At 70.4% G+C, this 19,424-nt stretch carries 17 protein-coding genes; 6 read left to right on the top strand and 11 right to left on the bottom strand.

What is annotated here, in order from left to right:
• Positions 1 to 31: 31 nt before the first annotated feature.
• The 4 genes from AC3EU2_RS09195 to AC3EU2_RS09180 form a co-directional block, all read right to left on the bottom strand.
• Entirely contained in the window at positions 32 to 436 is a 405-nt protein-coding gene (locus tag AC3EU2_RS09195; RefSeq protein WP_488179405.1) for a DUF3151 domain-containing protein, read from the bottom strand.
• A gap of 3 nt (positions 437 to 439) precedes the next feature.
• Positions 440 to 1,471, bottom strand: a complete 1,032-nt coding sequence (gene fbaA / locus AC3EU2_RS09190) for a class II fructose-bisphosphate aldolase (RefSeq protein ID WP_488179404.1) — start codon at positions 1,469 to 1,471, stop codon at positions 440 to 442.
• Positions 1,472 to 1,569: 98 nt separating this feature from the next.
• Complete coding sequence (locus AC3EU2_RS09185) at positions 1,570 to 2,778, bottom strand: RNA polymerase sigma factor (RefSeq protein ID WP_488179403.1); 1,209 nt, start codon at positions 2,776 to 2,778, stop codon at positions 1,570 to 1,572.
• Positions 2,779 to 2,795: 17 nt separating this feature from the next.
• Entirely contained in the window at positions 2,796 to 3,143 is a 348-nt protein-coding gene (locus AC3EU2_RS09180; RefSeq protein WP_488179402.1) for a YciI family protein, read from the bottom strand.
• Positions 3,144 to 3,280: 137 nt separating this feature from the next.
• Between AC3EU2_RS09180 and AC3EU2_RS09175 the strand changes: the two genes are divergently transcribed.
• Positions 3,281 to 4,579 (top strand): acyltransferase family protein, encoded by a 1,299-nt coding sequence (locus tag AC3EU2_RS09175; protein WP_488179401.1) that lies wholly within the window; start codon positions 3,281 to 3,283, stop codon positions 4,577 to 4,579.
• On the opposite strand, the gene AC3EU2_RS09170 is transcribed toward AC3EU2_RS09175, so the two are convergent.
• Positions 4,551 to 6,572 (bottom strand): HelD family protein, encoded by a 2,022-nt coding sequence (locus AC3EU2_RS09170; RefSeq protein WP_488179467.1) that lies wholly within the window; start codon positions 6,570 to 6,572, stop codon positions 4,551 to 4,553. The two genes, AC3EU2_RS09175 and AC3EU2_RS09170, sit on opposite strands and share 29 nt — an antisense overlap.
• 126 nt (positions 6,573 to 6,698) lie before the next feature.
• Here AC3EU2_RS09170 and AC3EU2_RS09165 point away from each other — a divergent pair, with 126 nt between their 5' ends.
• Positions 6,699 to 7,166 carry an iron chaperone gene (locus AC3EU2_RS09165; protein WP_488179400.1) on the top strand — a complete coding sequence of 156 codons (468 nt, stop codon included), beginning with the start codon at positions 6,699 to 6,701 and terminating at the stop codon, positions 7,164 to 7,166.
• Here the strand turns inward: AC3EU2_RS09165 and AC3EU2_RS09160 are convergent.
• Complete coding sequence (locus tag AC3EU2_RS09160) at positions 7,147 to 7,848, bottom strand: TrmH family RNA methyltransferase (protein ID WP_488179399.1); 702 nt, start codon at positions 7,846 to 7,848, stop codon at positions 7,147 to 7,149. The genes AC3EU2_RS09165 and AC3EU2_RS09160 overlap by 20 nt on opposite strands.
• Between AC3EU2_RS09160 and AC3EU2_RS09155 the strand changes: the two genes are divergently transcribed.
• Entirely contained in the window at positions 7,847 to 8,395 is a 549-nt protein-coding gene (locus AC3EU2_RS09155; protein WP_488179398.1) for a DinB family protein, read from the top strand. The two genes, AC3EU2_RS09160 and AC3EU2_RS09155, sit on opposite strands and share 2 nt — an antisense overlap.
• A gap of 6 nt (positions 8,396 to 8,401) precedes the next feature.
• Here AC3EU2_RS09155 and narI read toward each other — a convergent pair whose 3' ends face one another.
• The 4 genes from narI to AC3EU2_RS09135 are packed head-to-tail and all read right to left on the bottom strand — an operon-like array spanning position 8,402 to position 15,273.
• Positions 8,402 to 9,139, bottom strand: a complete 738-nt coding sequence (gene narI, locus AC3EU2_RS09150; RefSeq protein WP_488179397.1) for a respiratory nitrate reductase subunit gamma — start codon at positions 9,137 to 9,139, stop codon at positions 8,402 to 8,404.
• Positions 9,136 to 9,855: a nitrate reductase molybdenum cofactor assembly chaperone gene (gene narJ, locus AC3EU2_RS09145; protein WP_488179396.1), complete on the bottom strand. Its 720-nt coding sequence runs from the start codon at positions 9,853 to 9,855 to the stop codon at positions 9,136 to 9,138. Before narJ ends, narI begins: the two co-directional genes overlap by 4 nt.
• Complete coding sequence (gene narH, locus AC3EU2_RS09140; RefSeq protein WP_488179394.1) at positions 9,855 to 11,546, bottom strand: nitrate reductase subunit beta; 1,692 nt, start codon at positions 11,544 to 11,546, stop codon at positions 9,855 to 9,857. Before narH ends, narJ begins: the two co-directional genes overlap by 1 nt.
• A gap of 1 nt (position 11,547) precedes the next feature.
• The gene (locus tag AC3EU2_RS09135; protein WP_488179393.1) at positions 11,548 to 15,273 is read right to left on the bottom strand and encodes a nitrate reductase subunit alpha; all 3,726 of its coding nucleotides are present in this window, start codon (positions 15,271 to 15,273) and stop codon (positions 11,548 to 11,550) included.
• 188 nt (positions 15,274 to 15,461) lie between these two features.
• Between AC3EU2_RS09135 and AC3EU2_RS09130 the strand changes: the two genes are divergently transcribed.
• Both AC3EU2_RS09130 and AC3EU2_RS09125 read left to right on the top strand, forming a co-directional pair.
• Positions 15,462 to 16,856 (top strand): MFS transporter, encoded by a 1,395-nt coding sequence (locus AC3EU2_RS09130; protein WP_488179392.1) that lies wholly within the window; start codon positions 15,462 to 15,464, stop codon positions 16,854 to 16,856.
• Entirely contained in the window at positions 16,853 to 18,253 is a 1,401-nt protein-coding gene (locus AC3EU2_RS09125) for an MFS transporter (RefSeq protein WP_488179391.1), read from the top strand. Before AC3EU2_RS09130 ends, AC3EU2_RS09125 begins: the two co-directional genes overlap by 4 nt.
• A gap of 55 nt (positions 18,254 to 18,308) precedes the next feature.
• On the opposite strand, the gene AC3EU2_RS09120 is transcribed toward AC3EU2_RS09125, so the two are convergent.
• Complete coding sequence (locus AC3EU2_RS09120) at positions 18,309 to 18,578, bottom strand: DUF7218 family protein (RefSeq protein ID WP_488179390.1); 270 nt, start codon at positions 18,576 to 18,578, stop codon at positions 18,309 to 18,311.
• 121 nt (positions 18,579 to 18,699) lie between these two features.
• Here AC3EU2_RS09120 and AC3EU2_RS09115 point away from each other — a divergent pair, with 121 nt between their 5' ends.
• Complete coding sequence (locus tag AC3EU2_RS09115; RefSeq protein WP_488179466.1) at positions 18,700 to 19,383, top strand: DedA family protein; 684 nt, start codon at positions 18,700 to 18,702, stop codon at positions 19,381 to 19,383.
• Positions 19,384 to 19,424 lie beyond the last annotated feature (41 nt).

Genomic DNA, 19,424 nt, shown 5'->3' with positions numbered 1-19,424 from the left:
ACACGGTCCGGGCCCCTCTCGACGTCCCCAGTCAGAGACCGAGCTCGCGCGCCCCCGTCGTCGAGGAGTCACGCAGGAAGTCGGCGCAGCGCCGCTCCTCGTCGCTCTCGCCGATGAGGCCGGCGGCCCGGGACAGCACGGCCAGCGAGCGCAGGAACCCACGGTTCGGCTCGTGCTCCCACGGCACCGGACCCTGGCCGCGCCAGCCGCTCTTGCGCAGCGCGTCGAGGGCACGGTGGTAGCCCGTGCGGGCGTAGGCGTAGCCCTCGACCGTGCGACCGTCGGCGAGGGCGTCCTCCGCGAGGGTGGCCCAGGCCAGCGACGACGTCGGATTGCCGGCGGCGACCTGGTCGGGTGCCACCCCCTCGTCGAGCAGCCGTGCGGCGGGGTCCTCGGGGAGGCGGGTCTCGGGGATGCCGAGCAGGTTGTCGCTCACGCCTCAGGCCCGGTGGGTGCCGGCGGAGCGGAGGTTCTCGCAGGCCTCGACGACGCGGGCGGCCATGCCCTTCTCGGCCTCCTTGCCCCAGGCGCGCGGGTCGTACTGCTTCTTGTTGCCGACCTCGCCGTCGATCTTGAGGACGCCGTCGTAGTTGCGCAGCATCCACTCGACGACCGGCCGCGTGAAGGAGTACTGGGTGTCGGTGTCGACGTTCATCTTGACGACGCCGTAGTCGACGGCCGCGGCGATCTCCTCGGCGCTCGAGCCCGACCCGCCGTGGAAGACGAGGTCGAAGGGGCGGGCGTCGGAGCCCAGACCCAGCTCGGCGGCCGCGGCCTCCTGGGCGGACTTGAGGATCTCGGGGCGGAGCTTGACGTTGCCCGGCTTGTAGACGCCGTGGACGTTGCCGAAGGTCAGCGCCGTGAGGTAGCGGCCCTCCTCACCCGAACCGAGCGCCTTGATGGTCGCGACCGCGTCCTCGGGGGTCGTGTACAGCTGCTCGTTGATGTCGTTGGCGACACCGTCCTCCTCGCCACCGACGACACCGACCTCGATCTCGAGGATGACGTTCGCCGCCTTGCACAGGGCGAGGAGCTCGTCGGCGATCTGGAGGTTCTCCTCGAGCGGCACGGCCGAGCCGTCCCACATGTGGCTCTGGAAGATGGGGAGTCCTCCGGCCTTGACCCGCTCCGTGCTCGCGGCGAGCAGGGGGCGTACGAAGCCGTCGAGCTTGCCCTTGGGGCAGTGGTCCGTGTGCAGCGCGATGTTGACCGGGTAGCCCTTCGCCACCTCCTCGGCGTAGGCCGCGAGGGCCTTGGCGCCGGTGACCATGTCCTTGATCGTCGAGCCCGAGGCGTACTCGCCGCCGCCCGTCGAGACCTGGATGATGCCGTCGCTGCCGGCCTCGGCGAAGCCACGGATCGCGGCGGTGACCGTCTGGCTGGACGTGATGTTGATGGCCGGGTAGGCGAACGAGCCGTTCTTGGCCCGGTCGAGCATGTCGGCATAGATCTCGGGAGTGGCGATGGGCATGGGGTCTCCTAGTCAGCGGCGAACAGGTTCGGTCTCGATCCTTCCACGCACTCCCCCGCTGGCAACAGCGTGCCCATGGACCGGCCGGTAACCCGGGCCTACGTACCGAGCGCGTCCCGTCGGTCCTCGAGATGGCGACGCTCGATCTCGTTCTCGCAGAGCGCGAGCGCCTCCGTGAGGCTCGCGCGGGCCGCGTCGAGGTCGCCCGCCCGTGCCAGCAGCTCGCCGCGGACGGCCGGGAGCCGGTGCCCGACCATCGCGACCCCGTCGAGGAGCGCCAACCCGCGTCGCGGCCCCTCGGCCTCTGCGACCGCCACCGCGCGAGCGACCCGGACCGCGGGGGAGGGAGTGAGCCGCTCGAGGGCGGCGTACAGGGTCGCGATGCGGTCCCACCGCGTGTCCTCGGGCCTCGCGGCGGTCGCGTGCTCGACCGCGACCAACGCCTGGAGGTGGTAGGTCCGCGCCAACGCCGACGTCGGGGCAGGTCCGTCCTCCCTCGAGCGGAGCAGGGTGAGCGCGTCCGCGATCTCGTCGTGGTGCCAGCGGTCGCGGTCCTGGTCGGCGAGCAGCACGAGCGCGCCGTCCGGTCCCACGCGCGCGTCGCGGCGCGAGTGCTGCAGGGTCATGAGCACGATGAGGAGGTCGAGGGTGTCGCTCGGGTGCAGGGCGCGGGCGACGCGCGCGAGGCGCAGTGCCTCACCGGCCAGCTCGACCCGCAGGAGATCGGGTCCGCTGCCGGGAGCGTAGCCGGCCGTGAAGGCCAGGTATGCCGTGTGCGCGACGACGTCGAGCCGCTCACCGATGGCGTCGGTCCCGGGGATCGCGAAGGGGATGCCGGCCGCGACGACCTTCTTCTTCGCCCGGGTGATCCGCGCCGCCATCGTCGCCTCCGGGACGAGGAAAAGCCGGGCGATGTCGGGGGTCGCGATCCCCAGGACGAGGCGGAGCGACAGGGCGCTCGCGCCCTCCGGGGACAGGTCCGGGTGGGCGCACATGAGCACGAGGCGCAGCAGGTCGTCGTCCACGACCGTCCCGTCCCGGGCCATGACCCCCTCCCGAGGTCGTCGTTCGGCCTCGACCGTGAGCAACGGCTGCTTGCGCGCGGCCGTCGCCTCGGCACGCAGCCGGTCGAGGATGCGTCGCCTGGCCGCCGTCACCAGCCAGCCGGCGGGGTTGGCCGGGGTGGTGGCCTCACCCCACGTGGCCTGCGCCGACGCCACCGCCTCCGCCAGGGCCTCCTCGACGAGGTCGAGCCGGCGGAACTGCGCGAGGAGCAGGGCGACGAGTCGGCCCCACTCCTCGCGCACGACGCGCTCGAGGGGTGTCAGACCAGCGCCCGGAGCTCGATGAGCTCGCCGCGCGCGGCGAACTCGGTGCAGATGCGACGCAGGTCGGGTCCGTCCTCGGTCTCGACGAGGTAGAAGCCGACGACCTGCTCGGCGGACTCGGTGAAGGGCCCGTCGGTGACGAGTGCCCCTCCCCTGCCGTCGGGACGCATCGAGGTGGCCTCCGCCGAGGGCGCGAGCGGGCTCGTGGCGAGCACGGTGTGCCCACCGGCCTCGAGGTCGCGCTGGAACTGCTCGTGCGAGCGCATCCCCTTCTCGTGCTCCTCGGGTGGCAGCTGCGCCCACTCCGCCTCGGGTGCGGGCAACAGCAGCAGGTGGCGGCTCATCGGTGTGCTCCTCGGGTGACGGTGGTGGGGGCGCGAGTGCGTCCCCACCCTCATGACGAGCGAACCACACGAGAATCGACAGCGGGGTGGGTGGCCGTACTCACGCGCGCGGCTTGCCGGGACGCCACCCTCTCCTCATGGACCTCTCCACCGTGCGTGAGCTCGCGGGCTCCACCCCCGTGCAGCGCAACCGCGTCGTCGACCTCCTGCGCGCGGCGGCCATCGTCGTCGTCGTCCTGGGCCACTGGCTCATGGCGGCCGTGCACGTCCGCGACGGCGAGCTCGTCGTCGGGCACCTGCTCGCCCTCGCCTCGTGGACGCACCCCCTCACCTGGGTCTTCCAGGTCATGCCGGTCTTCTTCATCGTCGGCGGCTACGCGAACGGCCTGTCCTGGCGCTCCGCCCGCGGCCGTGGCCTCCCGTATGCCGGCTGGCTGCGTTCGCGGCTGCGTCGCCTCCTCGTCCCGGTCGTCCCGCTGCTGGGCTTCTGGCTCGCCGCCACCGCGGTGGCGTGGGCTGCCGGCGTCCCGGCGGGGACGCTGCGCACGGCCTCCCAGGTGGCGCTCGTCCCGACCTGGTTCCTCGCGGCCTACGTCGTCGTGTGCGCCGTCGCCCCCGCCACCCTGTGGCTCTGGGAGCGCGCCGGATGGACGTCGGTCGCCGGGGGTGTTGCGCTGGCCTGCCTCGTCGACCTCGTGTCCATCGGCACCGACACCCTGCTCGCCGGGTTCGCCAACTACGTCGTCGTCTGGGCCACGGTCTCCATGCTCGGCTACGCCTGGCTCGACGGGCGGCTGTCCGGCACCGGCCGCCGCGCGCTCCTCGCGGCCGTGGGCGCGGTCGGGATGGTCGCCCTCGTGTGGGCCGGTCCGTACCCGGTGTCGATGATCGGGCTCGACGGCGCCGCGGTGAACAACTCCTACCCGACGCGGGTCACGATGCTCTTCCTCGGCATGCTCCAGGGCGGCGTCGTGCTCGCGCTCGAACCCCTGCTGGCCCGCTGGATGCAGCGACCCCGCGCCTGGACCGCGACGGTGCTCGTCAACACGCGGATCATGACGCTCTACCTGTGGCACCTCACGGCGATGGTGCTCGTCATCGGCGTCTCGGTGCTGCTCGGCGGCCCCGGCCTCGGGATCGAGCCGCTGACCGCCGCGTGGTGGGCGAGCCGGCCGCTGTGGTGGGCGGCGCTGGCCCTCGTCACCACCGGCTTCATCGCCGTGCTGGGGCGGTTCGAGACGCCCCGCCCCGACGACGCCGCACCCCCACCGGCCTGGCTGCCCGTCGTCGTCACGCTGGCGGCCTGCGGCGGGCTCGGGCTCATGGCCGGTCAGGGGGTCGTCGACGACGACGGCGTCCACTGGTGGTGGCCGGTGCTCACCGTGGCCGCGGTCGGCCTGCTCCTCGTCAGCCCCCGACGCGTGGCGACTCGGTGAGCTGCTGGGGAAGCGGCTCCGTGTGGACGACGGTGAGGTCGGAGACGGCGCGGGTCAGGACGACGTAGAGGCGGCGCAGTCCCGTCCGCTCGTCCGGTTCGGCCGCCGCGATCTCGGCGGGCTCGAGGACGAGCACGTGGTCGAACTCCAGGCCCTTGGCCACGGTGGCCGGGACGACGTCGACCTGGTGGTCGACGTCCCCGTGCCCGGCTCCGAGCGTCCCGTGCTCGATGCCGCCGGCGCCCAGCGCCGCGGACACCTCGGCGACACGCGCGTCGGGCACGATGACGCCGATGCTGCCCTCGAGGGCGCGGAGCCCGTCGACCCGGGCCACCGTCGCCGGGACGAGGTCGTCCGACCCCACGCGCACGAGGTCGAGGCGTCCCGGGTTGTCTCGCACGGACAGCGGGGCGGCGAGCCCGGGGGCGGCGAGCGGCAGCAGCCGGGCCGCGAAGTCGATGACTCTCGCCGGCACCCGGAACCCGCGGCGCAGCTCGGACACCACGCCGTCGGGCTTGCCGAGGTGGCGCAGGCTCTCCGCCCACGAGCCGGTCGCCCACGGGGTCGTGCCCTGCGCGATGTCGCCCAGCACGGTCGCCGCGCCGCTGGCGCACCGCCGGCCGACGGCCCGCAGCTGCATCGGCGAGAGGTCCTGGGCCTCGTCGAGGACGACGTGCCCGAGGCTCGGCGTGCGGCTGAGGAGGTCGCCGAGCTCGTCGAGCAGCACCGTGTCGGCCAACGTCCACTTCGCCGATCCGGCTGTGCGCGACGGCTTCTCCCACCGAAGCCGCTCCTGCTCCTCCTCCGTGAGGATGCCGTCCGCGGCGGCCGCGAGCGCATCGGCGTCGGAGAGCAGGCGGTGCAGCAGCGCGCGGGCGTCGACCTTCGGCCACAGCGAGGCGGCATACGCCTTGACGGGGGCGCTGCGTGCCACCGAGTCCTGGACGCGGTCATCGGGGTACTCCCCCAGCGCCTCCATCTTGAGGAGGACCGCATGCGCGAGTCGTTGCGGCAGCAGCTGTCGCGCGGTCTCGTAGCGGATGTCGCGTCCCGCCAGGCCGTCCACGAGCGGGGCGAGGTCGTATGCCGGGACACGCCACCGCCGCGACCCGCGCGGCAGCACCATCGCCTCCGTGGGCGGGACGAGGTGCGACCAGACCGCGCGGTGCAGCACCTCCGCCATGCGGGCGTCCCCCTTGAGCCGGGCCACCTCGGTGGGCTCGCCGGCGCGGACCGGGACGGAGGACGTCAGCGCCTCGATGCTCGTGTGCCGCACCTCGACCTCGCCGAGGGTGGGGAGGACGGCGCCGATGTGCTCGAGGAACGCCTGGTTGGGGCCGATGACGAGCACGCCTGTGCGCGTGAGTCGGTCGCGGAACGCGTAGAGCAGCCAGGCCGCCCGGTGGAGGCCGACGGCGGTCTTGCCGGTGCCGGGCGCCCCCTGGATGCAGACGGTGGTCGTGACGTCGACCCGGACGAGGGCGTCCTGCTCGGGCTGGATGGTCGCGACGATGTCGCGCATGGGGCCCACACGGGGCCGCTCGATCTCGCTCGCGAGGATCTGCGAGCGGGCGTCCGGCTCGCCGGCGTCGAGGAGGTGCTCGTCCTCCATCGCCGTGATCCGGCCGTGGTCGTAGCCGAACCGGCGACGAAGCCGCACCCCGAGCGGGTCGGCGGGGGAGGCGCGGTAGAACGTCGTCGAGACCGGGGCGCGCCAGTCGATGACGAGCGGGTCGCCGGCGTCGTCGGTGACGTGGCGGCGGCCGATGTACCAGCGTTCGTCGGTCTCGAGGTCGATGCGCCCGAAGAACAGGGCGGTCGCCGGGTCGTCCTCGAGGGAGCGGGCCCGCCGCCACAGCGACTCGGCCAGCGCCTCGCTGGAGGCGGCGTTGCCTCCCTGGACCTCGAGGGCGAGGGTGCGCTCCCGCATCCGGGACAGCTCGGCACGGGCGGAGGCGAGGTGCTGTCGCTCCGCCGTGAGCTCCTCGGGCATGGGCATGGCGAAGCGCCTCTCGTGGGCTCTGGGGGTGCAGGGGGGAGAGCAAGCCTAGACCACCGACGGCGGATGGGTCAGGATCGGAACAGGCCCCCACGACGACCCCAGGAGGGACGGCAGCGCATGGCGACGAAGAAGACCGCAGCGACGCGCGCAGCCACGCACGACGGGTTCACCGAGGAGGAGCGCGCGGCGATGAAGGAACGGGCCAGCGAGCTCAAGTCCTCCGCCACCCGCGGCACCGGCGCCAGGAAGGCGGCCGCCGACGCGCAGGACTGCCTCGACAAGATCGGTGAGATGTCCGGCACGGACCGCGACGTCGCGCAGAAGCTGCACGACATCGTCGCGGAGCACGCACCCGACCTGGCGGCGAAGACCTGGTACGGCATGCCCGCCTACGCCAGGGACGGCAAGGTCATCGTCTTCTTCAAGCCCGCCGCGAAGTTCACGGTGCGCTACGCGGAGGTCGGCTTCAACGAGTTCGCGCAGCTCGACGACGGCGACATGTGGCCGACGGCGTTCGCCGTGACCGCGATGACCCCCGCGATCGAGGAGAAGCTCGTCGGCCTCGTCACGAAGGCGGCGAGCTGACCGACCCCGACGCCGGTGCCGTCGGCAGCACGTCCTGCCCGAAGACGTGGCGGCGCACCCACGCGTGCATCGCGACGGCTGCGGCCGCCCCGGCGTTGATCGAGCGGGTCGACCCGAACTGCTCGATGTGCAGGGTGGCCTCGCACTCGGCGCGCATCGCCTCGGAGAGCCCGGGACCCTCCTGGCCGAACACGAGCATCGTGCGCCTCGGCAGGTCGTAGGTCTCGAGCGCCCGGCTGCCGGGCAGGTTGTCGATGCCGATGAGGCGTATGCCGTTCTCCCGGGCCCACGTGGCGAGGTCACCGGGGGTGGGGTGGTGGTGCTCGTGCTGGTAGCGGTCGGTGACCATGGCACCGCGGCGGTTCCACCGGCGTCGGCCGACGATGTGGAACGCCGCGGCGCCCATGGCGTTGGCGGTCCGCACCACGGACCCGATGTTGAAGTCGTGCTCCCAGTTCTCGATCGCGACGTGGAAGTCGTGCCGGCGGGTGTCGAGGTCGGCGACGATCGCGTCGTGGCGCCAGTAGCGGTAGCCGTCCACGACGTTGCGGCGGTCACCGTCACGCAGCAGGTCGGGGTCCAGGCGCTCGTCGTCCGGCCACGGTCCCACCCACGGTCCGACGCCCACCTCTGCACCATTGCGGTCGCGTTCGCCCGTCACGACCCCAACAATGTCAGGCATGGCTGAACAGACGTATGGCGACATGTGGGTGGCACCGGACGACGACCCCCGCGAGGGCGACACCCCACCCCTGGGCGAGCGCGACAACTACGCGGCGTACCTGCGTCATCGCCGGCAGACCCTGGAGCTCAAGTGCGACGGGCTCACCCCGGAGCAGATGGCCCGGCGCTCCGTCCCGCCGTCATCGATGTCGCTGCTGGGGCTCGTGCGTCACCTTGCCGAGGTGGAGCGGATGTGGTGGCGTCGGGTCCTGTCGGGGGACGACGTCCCGCGCCTCTGGGGCCCGCCCCGCACCGATGCCGACTGGAACGACGTCGTCGCCGAGCAGTCGGCCGTCGACGCCGCCTGGGCCGCGTGGCGCGAGGAGGTCGCCCACGCCGAGCAGTGGCTCGCGGCGCACGACGACATGGGGCTGGTCGTCCCGTCCGACCACCACGGCGAGCTCAACGTGCGCGACGTCGTCGTCCACCTCATCGAGGAGTACGCGCAGCACCTCGGGCACGCGGACCTGCTCCGTGAGTGCATCGACGGCCGCACCGGCCAGTGAGGGCGCTCACCCGACCTTTTCCCAGCCGCGCTTCTGGGCGCGGCTGCCGGTCCCCCGACCGGGGCGCTCGTCGCGGCTGCGGTAGACGATGTAGGGGCGGGTGAAGTAGCCGAGCGGCGCCGAGAACACGTGGACGAGCCGGGTGAACGGCCACATGGCGATGAGGACGAACGCGAGGACGGCGTGCAGCTTGAAGCCGAACGGCGCCGCCGCCATGAGACTCGCGTCGGGCTGGAACCAGAAGATCTGGCGGAACCACGGCGAGACCCCGTCGCGGTAGTTGTACTCGCCACCGATGGTGAACAGGCTTCCGGCGATGGTGTTCCACATCCCCAGGACGATGACCGTGCCGAGCACGGCATACATCACCTTGTCGTTGACGGTCGTGGCCGAGAAGACCGGACCGACCGTGCGGCGCCGGTAGACGAGGATCGCGAGCCCGACGACGGCGGCGATGCCGGCCGGGATGCCGCCCGCCAGCGCGAGCACGTGGTACGCCTCGTGGCTCAGGCCGAGGGAGTCGGTGAGGCTCTGCGGGATGAGGAGCCCCATGACGTGGCCGAGCACGACCCCCAGCATCCCGAAGTGGAAGAGCGGGCTGCCGATGCGCAGCAGCTTGCTCTCGTAGAGCTGCGAGCTGCGCGTGGTCCAGCCGAACTTGTCGTAGCGGTAGCGCCACACGTGGCCGACGACGAAGACCGCGAGACAGATGTAGGGGAAGATCACCCACAGGAACGTGCTCATCGCGGGCCTCCGATCGTGACGGGCGTGGGGCCGCTGGGCTGGTGGTCGTCGAGGTTCGACGGTGTCGCGTAGGGGGCGTTCATCTCGGTGCTCAGCCCGACGAGCTCGGCAGGCGGACCCTCCTCGATGAGCCGGGCGAGGGCCTCGTGGTCGTCCCCGGCAAGGACCGGCAGGGTCGCCCGGAGGGCCTCGACGACGTCGAGCCAGACCGAGTCACGCTCGACGAGCGCGACGCGGAGCAGCTCGATGCCGACCCGGTGGTCGTTGAGCAGCCGCCAGGTCGTCCCCGCGTCCACGGTCGCGCCGAACTCCAGTGCCACACAGAGGTGGTCGGGCAGCTCGGCGTCCTCGTCGGTGAACTGCACGCCGTGCCGGCGGTAGTCCTGCTTGATCCGGACCAACGCCGCGCCTCGGTTGCGGGTGTCGCCGTGGAGGAAGTAGGTGAGGTGCAGGCAGCAGCGACGGGTCACGTCGAACGTGTCGACGTAGTCGCGCTGGAGCTCGCCGAGGTCGGTGTCGGTGAGGTGGGCGAGGAAGCGGCGCAACGGCATACGCACACCGTCGGGAAGCCCGTCGACGACCTCGGTGAGCATGGGCACCCGCTCGAGCAGGGTCTCGTCCGGGTAGTCGAGCAGCAGCGAGATGCACTGCCACGCGCTGGCCTGGTCCTGCGGGGAGAGCTGCGAGGACGTGCGGCGGTGACGCCGCCACGGCATCATCGCCGGGCCTCCTCGTCGACCACGGGGCCGTCGTCCGGGTCCGTCGGGAACATCCCCGGCGGCACGCCCTTGCCGTCCCAGTTGAGCAGGTTGACCCGCCCGCTGGAGCTGCCACCGCCGACGAGGCCCTCGGAGGTCTGGCGCTGCTGGAGCATGTGGAAGTTCTCGACGGCGACCGGGGTCGCCGACCCGCGGCCGGAGCCCTCGCCGAACGGCCCGGAGATGTCGAGCAGCTCGTCGTCGTAGCTCGTCACGGGGCAGTCGGTCGCCAGCTCCTCGAGGCCGTGCGCCTCCTCGACGTGGGCCGTGGGGATGACGTAGCGGTCCTCGTACTTGGCGATGGCGAGCAGCCGGAACATGTCGTACATCTCCTCCTCCGTCATGCCGACGGCGGCGGGGATGCGCTCCTGCGGGTCGCGCCCGAGGTTGATGTCGCGCATGTAGGAGCGCATGGCCGCGAGGCGGCGGAGCACGGCGTCGACCGGCGCCGGGTCACCCGCGGTGAAGAGGTTGGCGAGGTACTCGATGGGGATCCGGAGGGTGTCGATGGCCGCGAAGAGGTTGTCCTGGTCCTCGGCGTCGTGGCCGGTGTCCTTGATGACGTCGACGACGGGAGACAGCGGCGGGATGTACCAGACCATCGGCATGGTGCGGTACTCCGGGTGCAGCGGCAGCGCGACCTTGTAGGTGTTGATGAGCGCGTAGACCGGCGAGCGCTGGGCCGCGTCGACCCAGTCACCCGGTATGCCGGCCCGCTCCGCCTCGCGCATCACCGCCGGGTCGAACGGGTCGAGGAAGACCGAGCGCTGCGCCTCGTAGAGGTCGTGGTCGTCCTCGACCGACGCCGCCTCGAGGACCGCGTCGGCGTCGTAGAGCATGAGCCCGATGTAGCGGAGCCGGCCGACGCACGTCTCCGCGCAGACGGTCGGGATGCCGACCTCGATGCGCGGGTAGCAGAAGGTGCACTTCTCGGCCTTGCCGGTCTTGTGGTTGAAGTAGATCTTCTTGTAGGGGCACCCGGTCACGCACATGCGCCAGCCGCGGCACTTGTCCTGGTCCACGAGGACGATGCCGTCCTCCTCGCGCTTGTAGATCGCGCCGGAGGGGCACGACGCGGCGCAGCTGGGGTTGAGGCAGTGCTCGCAGATGCGCGGCAGGTAGAACATGAAGGTCTGGTCGAACTCGAACTTCACCTTGTCCTCGATGCCCTTGAGCATGAGGTCCTTGGCGGCGTGCTCCATGCTGCCGCCGAGGTCGTCGTCCCAGTTGGCCGACCACTCGATGTTGATCGGCTTGCCGGAGATGAGCGAGTGCGGCCGGGCCACCGGGAAGTTCTTCTGCGCCGGTGCGCTGAGCAGGGTCTCGTAGTCGTAGGTCCACGGTTCGTAGTAGTCGCTCAGCGCCGGCATCTTCGGGTTCGAGAAGATGTTGAGGAGCTTGTTGAGGCGGCCGCCGGCGCGCAGGGTCAGGCGTCCCCGCCCGTTGAGGGCCCAGCCGCCCTTCCACTTCTCCTGGTCCTGGTAGCCGCGCGGGTAGCCCAGGCCGGGGCGGGTCTCGACGTTGTTGAACCAGACGTACTCCATCCCGGAGCGGTTGGTCCACGCCTGCTTGCAGGTCACCGAGCAGGTGTGGCACCCGATGCACTTGTCGAGGTTCATGACCATCGCCATCTGAGCCATCACGCGCATGTCAGTACTCCACCTTCGCGGTCCGCTTGCGGATGGTCGTGACCTCGTCGCGGTTGTTGCCGATCGGCCCGATGTAGTTGAAGAAGTACGACAGCTGGGCGTACCCACCGACGATGTGGTTCGGCTTGAGCAGGATGCGGGTGAGGCTGTTGTGGATGCCGCCCCGCTTGCCGTCGCGCTCGGTGAGCGGCACGTCGATGAGCCGGTCCTGCGCGTGGTGCATGTAGACCGTGCCCTCGGGCATCCGGTGGCTGACGATGGCGCGGGCCGCGACGACGCCGTTGCGGTTGACCATCTCGATCCAGTCGTTGTCCTTGATGCCGACCTTGTCCGCGTCGACGTCCGACATCCACACCGACTGCCCGCCGCGCGAGAGCGAGAGCATGAAGAGGTTGTCCTGGTACTCCGAGTGGATCGACCACTTGTTGTGCGGCGTGAGGTACCGCACGGACACCGACAGGCTCTGGCCGTGCTTGTCGCTCAGCTCCCCGACGGGCGCCTCACCGAAGAGGTGGGTCATGTTGAGCGGTGGCCGGTAGACGGGCAGGGCCTCCCCCATGCCGAGGAACCAGTCGTGGTCGACGTAGAACTGCTGCCGACCCGTGAGCGTGTGGAAGGGCTTGTGCCGCTCGATGTTGATGGTGAACGGGGCGTAGCGCCGTCCACCCGACTCCGAGCCCGACCACTCCGGGCTCGTGATGACCGGGACCGGCGCGACCTGGGTGTCGGCGAAGGTGATCTGCTTTCCCTCGTGCTCCGAGGCGAGGTCGGCGAGCTTCGTGCCCGTCCGCTTCTCGAGGAACTCGAAGCCCTGGGTGGCGAGGTGGCCGTTGGACACGCCAGCGAGGTGCAGCATGGCGTCGGCCATCTGGATGTCGGTCTCGACCTTCGGCTGGCCGTCGCCGGCGCCGCCGCGGCGGACCCCGTTGCGACCGCGGAGGATCTCGACCTCACGCTTGACGTCGTAGACGACGCCCTTGGTGAGCATGCCGACCTTCTCGAGGAGCGGGCCGATCGTCGTCATCTTGTCGTAGATCTGGGTGTAGTCCCGCTCGGCGACCGCGATGACCGGCATGGTCTTGCCGGGCACCGGCTCGCACTCTCCGGCGCGCCAGTCCTTGACCTCGCCGTGGACCGTGGCCATGGCCTCGGGGGTGTCGTGCCAGAGGGGCTTGGCGATGACGTCCTTGCGGGTGCCGAGGTGGTCCACGGCCAGCTCGCTGAACTTCTTCGCGATGGCCTTCCACGTCTCCCAGTCCGACTTCGTCTGCCACGGCGGGTTGATCGCCGGGTTGAACGAGTGGATGAACGGGTGCATGTCGGTCGTCGACAGGTCGTGCTTCTCGTACCACGTGGCGGCCGGCAGCACGACGTCCGAGAAGATCGTCGAGCTCGTCATCCGGAAGTCGATGGTGAGGAGCAGGTCGAGCTTGCCGTCGAGGGCCTTGTCGGCCCAGTCGACGCTCGTCGGCCGCTGCTCCGGGCCGGCCTCGACCGCGGTGGCCGCACTGTCGGTGCCGAGCAGGTGGCGCAGGAAGTACTCGTTGCCCTTGGCCGAGCTGCCGAGGAGGTTGGAGCGCCAGAGCGAGAGGATCCGCGGGTGGTTGGTGCCTGACTCGGGGTCCTCGACCGCGAAGCGCAGCCGGCCCTCCTTGAGCTCCTGGGCGACGTAGGCCGGGGCCTCCATGCCGGCGGCGGCGGCGTCGTCGGCGAGATCGAGCGAGCTGCGGTCGAAGGTCGGGTAGCTCGGCGTCCAGCCCAGCCGCACCGACTGGGAGAGCAGGTCCATGACGCTCTTGCCCTTGAAGATCCCCGTACCGGCGTCGAGGTCGTCGGCGGAGAACGTGTCGTAGCGGTACTGGGAGGTGTGGACGTACCAGTACGCGGTCTGGTTCATGTGGCGCGGCGGGCGCTGCCAGTCGAGGGCGAACGCCATGTGCTGGAAGCCCATGATCGGCCGGATCTTCTCCTGGCCGACGTAGTGCGCCCAGCCGCCGCCGTTGCGTCCCTGGCAGCCGGTGATCGTCGTGAGCAGGAGGATCGCCCGGTAGATCTGGTCGCTGTGGAACCAGTGGTTGGTGCCGGCGCCGAGCAGGATCATCCCGCGGCCGTCGGTGTCGATGGCGTTCTGGGCCCACTCGCGGGCGAGCCGCTCGACCTGAGCGGCGGGGACACCGGTGAGCTCCTCCTGCCACGCGGGCGTCGCGGGCACCGACGGGTCGTCGTAGCCGGTGGGCCAGGCGCCGGGCAGTCCGTCGCGGGCCACGCCGTACTGGGCGAGGAGCAGGTCGAGCACGGTGGTGACGAGCCGGTCGCCGAGACGACGCACCGGGACCCCCCGGGGCTCGTGGGCGACCTTGCCGTCGGCGGCGTCGAATCGCGGCAGCGAGACCTCGACCGCGTCGTCGTGGGTGCCGTACAGGGTGAGCACCGGGTCGACGTCACCGAGCTCGAGGTTCCACTTGCCCAGGCCCTCGTCACCGAACCGGTCGCCGATCGACCCGCCCAGGACCGCGAGCTCGCCGGTGCGCGCGTCGAAGACGGCCGGCTTCCACATGGCGTTCTCGGAGTCCGACTTCGGGCCGCCCTCGACGTCGCCCGCGACGAGGTACTTGCCCGGCCGCAGGACCCCGTCGTCGCCGGGCACGAGCACGACGAGGTTGGAGAGGTCGGTGTACTGCTTGTTGTAGTCGGTGAAGAACGGGACCTGCTGGTCGACGAAGAACTCCTTGAGGATGACGTGCCCCATCGCCATGGCGAGCGCACCGTCCGTGCCCGGGCCGAGGGTCACCCACTCGTCCGCGAACTTGACGTTCTCGGCGTAGTCGGGCGCGACCGCGATGACCTTCTGCCCGCGGTAGCGCGCCTCCGTCATCCAGTGGGCGTCCGGCGTGCGCGTGAGCGGCACGTTCGAGCCCCACATGATGAGGTATGCCGCGTCCCACCAGTCCCCGGACTCCGGCACGTCGGTCTGGTCGCCGAACATCTGCGGCGAGGCGTTGGGCAGGTCGGCGTACCAGTCGTAGAACGAGAGCATGGGTGCGCCGACGAGCTCGAGGAAGCGGGCCCCGGACGCGTACGACACCGGGGACATCGCGGGGATGGGCGAGAACCCGGCGATGCGGTCGGGCCCGTGGACCTTCGTCGTCCAGACGTGCGCCGCCGCGACGATCTCGACGACCTCGTCCCACGTGGAGCGGACGAGGCCGCCCTTGCCGCGGGCCTTCTTGTAGCGGTCGGCCTTCACGGGGTCCTCGACGATCGAGCCCCACGCGAGCACCGGGTCGCCGCCGTGGGCCTTCTTGGCCTCACGGAACAGCTCGACCAGGACCGCACGGACGTAGGGGTATCGGATCCGGGTGGGCGAGTAGGTGTACCAGGAGAAGGCGGCCCCCCGAGGACAGCCGCGCGGCTCGTAGTCGGGCCGGTCGGCGCCGGCGGACGGGTAGTCCGTCTGCTGCGCCTCCCACGTGATGATGCCGTCCTTGACGTACACCTTCCACGAGCACGAGCCCGTGCAGTTCACCCCGTGCGTCGAGCGCACGACCTTGTCATGACTCCAGCGGTCGCGGTAGAACGAGTCGCCGCCGCGCCCGCCCTCGAGGCTGAGGGTGCGCTTGTCGTCGGAGACGTCACCCCGCGTGAAGAACCTGCGGGTCCCGACGAGTGCGTCGGCGAGTGGGCCGTCGAATCCGGATCGTCTGGCGGCGGGCTCGCTGATGCTCACGTGATCTCCTCGTCGTCGCGGAACTCCGACGCCAGCCAACCCCCCCAGACGCCGAAGGGCAAGGACCAACGTCCCGACGACACGTGGCGGCACGGGACCAAAGACCCTGACCGGCGGTCGTTGAGGTCACTAACGTCACGTGCCGACGGTCGAAAACGACCGCGCCACGCTTGGAAGGGAGACCGGCCGTGCCGGACCACCGCTCTGCCACGGTCGACAGTGAGGTCAAGTCCGCTCGCCGGGTCCTGGTCATGTCGACCCTCGCCTTCACCGTGATGTTCGCGGTGTGGCTGATGTTCGGCATCCTCGGCATCCCGATCCGCGAGGAGTTCGGTCTCAGCGACGTCGAGCTCTCGTGGTTGAGCGCGGTGGCGGTCCTCAACGGCTCGCTGTGGCGGCTGCCGGCCGGGATGATCACCGACCGCATCGGCGGTCGCAAGGTCTTCGCGGCGATGCTCGCGTTCACCGCGGTGCCGGCCTACTTCGTGTCCCGGGCGGAGAGCTACGGTCTCCTCCTCGTCCTCGCCTTCCTCGTCGGCTTCGCCGGCAACTCCTTCAGCGCCGGCATCTCCTGGAACTCGGCCTGGACGGCGCGGGGCCGGCAGGGCTTCGCTCTCGGGGTCTTCGGGGCCGGGAACGTCGGCGCGTCGGTCACCAAGTTCATCGGGCCCGCGCTCATCACGGGCACCGCCGGTGCCACGTACTTCGGTGTCGTGGAGGGCGGCTGGCGGATCGTCCCGGTCATCTACGCCGTGCTGCTCCTCGTCCTCGCGGTCCTCGTCCTCGTCGTCACCCCGGCCGAGGACCGGATGCCGGGCCGCGGGCGCCCGTTGCGCGAGCAGGTCAAGCCCTTGCGGCAGCTGCGGGTGTGGCGCTTCAGCCTCTACTACGTCGCCGTCTTCGGTGCCTACGTGGCGCTGGCCGCCTGGCTGCCGAAGTACTACGTCGACAACTTCGACGTGAGCCTGTCCACCGCGGCCCTGCTCACCGCGACCTTCATCTTCCCGGCCTCGCTGCTGCGCCCGGTCGGTGGCTGGTTCTCCGACCGGTGGGGCGCCCGACGCGCGATGTACTGGACCTTCGGCGTGATGATGGCGACCACCCTGTTCCTGTCGATGCCGGGTGGCCACATCGTCCTGCAGACCCGGAGCGGGGCGAAGGAGATCCTCCCGTACGAGATCGGCCTGTGGCCCTTCGCCATCGTCGTCTTCGTGCTCGGCTGCGCGATGGGGGTCGGCAAGGCCGCCGTCTTCAAGCACATCCCCGAGTACTTCCCGAAGGACGTCGGCGCCGTCGGTGGGCTCGTCGGGATGCTCGGTGGTCTGGGTGGCTTCTTCCTGCCACCCCTGTTCGCCTACAGCCAGCGGTGGACCGGCCTGCCGTCGAGCACATTCTTCGTCCTCTTCCTCCTCACCACCGCCTGCAGCCTGTGGATGCACTGGACCGTCGTCCACATGCTCCACACCTCCTCGCCCGAGCTCGCCACAGCCCTCGAAGCCCCGGGCACCATTCCCGACACGTCCCCGGCCACCCCGGCCACCCCGGCGGACTCCCGCCAGATCCCACAGGAGGCACGAGCATGAGCAGCACGACCGCGAAGCGCACAGGTGGTGAGTGGCTGGACGCCTGGGACCCCGAGAACGAGGAAACCTGGGACAAACGGCTGGCCTGGACGACCCTCTCCATCACGACGTTCACCCTGACCCTCTGCTTCGCCTCGTGGTTCCTCGCCAGCGCCATCGCCCCCAAGCTCACCAACCTCGGGTTCGACCTCACCCAGAGCCAGCTCTACTGGCTCACCTCGCTGCCCGGGCTCGCGGGTGGACTGATGCGCCTCGGGTGGATGGTCATGCCGCCCGTGCTCGGCACCCGCAAGCTCGTCACGCTCACGACGCTGCTCCTCATCTTCCCGGTGCTCGGCTGGGCCGTGCGCATCCAGGACCCGACCACGCCCTACTGGGAGCTCCTCGCGCTCTCGTTCCTGTCCGGCATCGGCGGTGGAGCCTTCTCGGGCTTCATGCCCAGCACGTCCTACTTCTTCCCACGTCGGCTGCAGGGCACGGCGCTGGGACTCCAGGCCGGCATCGGCAACTTCGGCGTCTCCTTGGTCCAGCTGCTCACCCCGTGGATCATCGGCTTCAGCATGATCGGGTTCCTCGGCAGCTCGCAGACGATGCAGGGCCTGCCGGGCAAGCAGGCCTCCGAGGTCTGGTACCAGAACGCGTCCTTCGTCTACATCCCGTTCATCCTCATCGGTGCCGCGCTCGCCTGGACGATGCTCAAGTCGGTCCCGATCACCTCCAACATCCGCCAGCAGTTCGACATCTTCAAGAGCCAGGACACGTGGTGGATGACGCTCATCTACATCATGACCTTCGGCACCTTCTCCGGCCTCGCCGCCCAGTTCGGCCTGCTCATGAAGAGCCTCTACGGCGCCGGCAACGCCGACATCGTCCAGGGAGCCGGTGCGAGCGCCCAGCTGCTCATCGACGGCTACTCGGTGCCCGACCCGGTGAAGTACGTCTTCCTCGGCCCGCTGGTCGGTGCCGCCGCCAGGGTCGTCTTCAGCCCGCTGACCGACCGGATGGGCGGAGCCCGCTGGACGCTCATCTCCGGGATCGGCCTCGTGGTCTCGATCGCCTGGACGATGACCGCGCTGGTGCCCGACACGTCGTCGGCGGACGCCCTGCGCAGTGACTTCAATGCGTTCCTCTGGGGGATGCTCGCGATCTTCCTCTTCAGCGGCATCGGCAACGCCTCGACCTTCAAGCAGATGCCCATGATCTTCGAGCGCCGCCAGGCCGGTGGGGTCATCGGATGGACGGCGGCAATCGCGGCCTTCGGCCCGTTCCTCTTCGGCGTGGGCCTCACGATCATGTCGCCGACGACGTTCTACGCCATCGGTATCGCGTGGGCCGTCATGTGCATCGCCATCACGTGGATGCGCTACGCGCGGCCCGGGGCCCCAAAACCCTCGTAGGGCACCCCCGCCCATCGCACCCACGGCCCCACTCGCGTCCACCGACGCGGGCGGGTCAGTGGTGTCGCAGGGCGTCGATGAGCTCGCTCTTCTTCATCGACGAGTGCCCCTCGATGCCGAGCTCCCTGGCCCGCTCATGCAGCTCCTCGACCGTGCGGTCGTCGTAGCTGCCTGCCTCACCACCCTTCTCCCCCATCCGGGAGCGTGAGGTCGCCGCGGCGGCGTTCGAGATGCGGGCAGCCTTCTCCTTGCTCGCCCCGTCGTCGCGCAGCTTCTCGTAGAGCTCGGGATCCTTGATGCTGGGGCTGGGCTTCTCCTGCGGCATGGGTCCTCCTCCGTCGTCGGGACTCGTCATCCCACCCTGCTCCCGGAGCGTCCGGTCCGCAACGCCGGACGGCGGCGTGGCGGAGGACCCAGCCCGACGGCATACCCTTGTCCGCGTGATGATGCCCTCGCTCGGACCCGACTGGATGGACCCCCAGTGGCTCCTCGACCGCTTCGGCTCCCAGTTCTTCTGGGTGAGCACGGCGATCGTCTTCATCGAGTGCGGTCTGCTCTTCCCGATCCTCCCGGGTGACTCGCTGCTCTTCGCGATCGGCCTGTTCATCAACCGCGGCGACCTCGACATCAACATCGCCCTGGCCTGCCTCATCCTCAGCATCGCCGCCTTCCTCGGCAACGTCGTCGGCTACGAGATCGGGCGCTTCATCGGGGCCCCGCTCTACGAGCGCGACGGCCGCTTCATCAAGCGCAAGTACTTCGACCAGACCCACGAGTTCTTCGAGAAGCACGGCAACAAGGCGCTCGTCCTCGGTCGGTTCGTGCCGATCGTCCGGACGTTCATCACGGTCGTCGCCGGCGTGAGCCGCATGGACCGGGGCCGCTTCTTCCTCTGGAGCGGTGTGGGCGCCGTGCTGTGGGCGACCGGCGTCACCCTGCTCGGCTACTTCCTCGGCGGCATCCAGTTCGTCCACGACAACCTCGAGGCCGCAATCCTGCTCATCGTGGCCATGTCGGTGCTGCCGATGGTCTTCGAGCTGGTGCGCGCACGGCGCGGTCACACGGCGAGCGACACCATCATCGAGGAGACCGCCGAGGTCATCGACGACGTCCGCAAGGACCGGCTCTGACGTCTCACCCGGCGGAAGCCGAGCCCGGCCGGGCTATGGTC

The organism is Knoellia sp. B-D-2 (assembly GCF_057714695.1).
The sequence above is the reverse complement of the archived record's forward strand: the minus strand, read 5'-3'. Positions and strand labels throughout refer to the sequence as shown.

Bases quoted from the DNA above. Each gene is read 5' to 3' on its own strand.
- narJ (WP_488179396.1), bottom strand. From the start codon at position 9,855: ATGCCGTGGCGGCGTCACCGCCGCACGTCCTCGCAGCTCTCCCCGCAG.
- AC3EU2_RS09115 (WP_488179466.1), top strand. From the start codon at position 18,700: ATGCCCTCGCTCGGACCCGACTGGATGGACCCCCAGTGGCTCCTCGAC.
- narH (WP_488179394.1), bottom strand. From the start codon at position 11,546: ATGCGCGTGATGGCTCAGATGGCGATGGTCATGAACCTCGACAAGTGC.
- AC3EU2_RS09180 (WP_488179402.1), bottom strand. From the start codon at position 3,143: ATGAGCCGCCACCTGCTGCTGTTGCCCGCACCCGAGGCGGAGTGGGCG.
- AC3EU2_RS09170 (WP_488179467.1), bottom strand. From the start codon at position 6,572: ATGCCCGAGGAGCTCACGGCGGAGCGACAGCACCTCGCCTCCGCCCGT.
- AC3EU2_RS09120 (WP_488179390.1), bottom strand. From the start codon at position 18,578: ATGCCGCAGGAGAAGCCCAGCCCCAGCATCAAGGATCCCGAGCTCTAC.
- AC3EU2_RS09155 (WP_488179398.1), top strand. From the start codon at position 7,847: ATGGCTGAACAGACGTATGGCGACATGTGGGTGGCACCGGACGACGAC.
- AC3EU2_RS09125 (WP_488179391.1), top strand. From the start codon at position 16,853: ATGAGCAGCACGACCGCGAAGCGCACAGGTGGTGAGTGGCTGGACGCC.
- fbaA (WP_488179404.1), bottom strand. From the start codon at position 1,471: ATGCCCATCGCCACTCCCGAGATCTATGCCGACATGCTCGACCGGGCC.
- AC3EU2_RS09160 (WP_488179399.1), bottom strand. From the start codon at position 7,848: ATGCCTGACATTGTTGGGGTCGTGACGGGCGAACGCGACCGCAATGGT.
- AC3EU2_RS09175 (WP_488179401.1), top strand. From the start codon at position 3,281: ATGGACCTCTCCACCGTGCGTGAGCTCGCGGGCTCCACCCCCGTGCAG.
- AC3EU2_RS09165 (WP_488179400.1), top strand. From the start codon at position 6,699: ATGGCGACGAAGAAGACCGCAGCGACGCGCGCAGCCACGCACGACGGG.
- narI (WP_488179397.1), bottom strand. From the start codon at position 9,139: ATGAGCACGTTCCTGTGGGTGATCTTCCCCTACATCTGTCTCGCGGTC.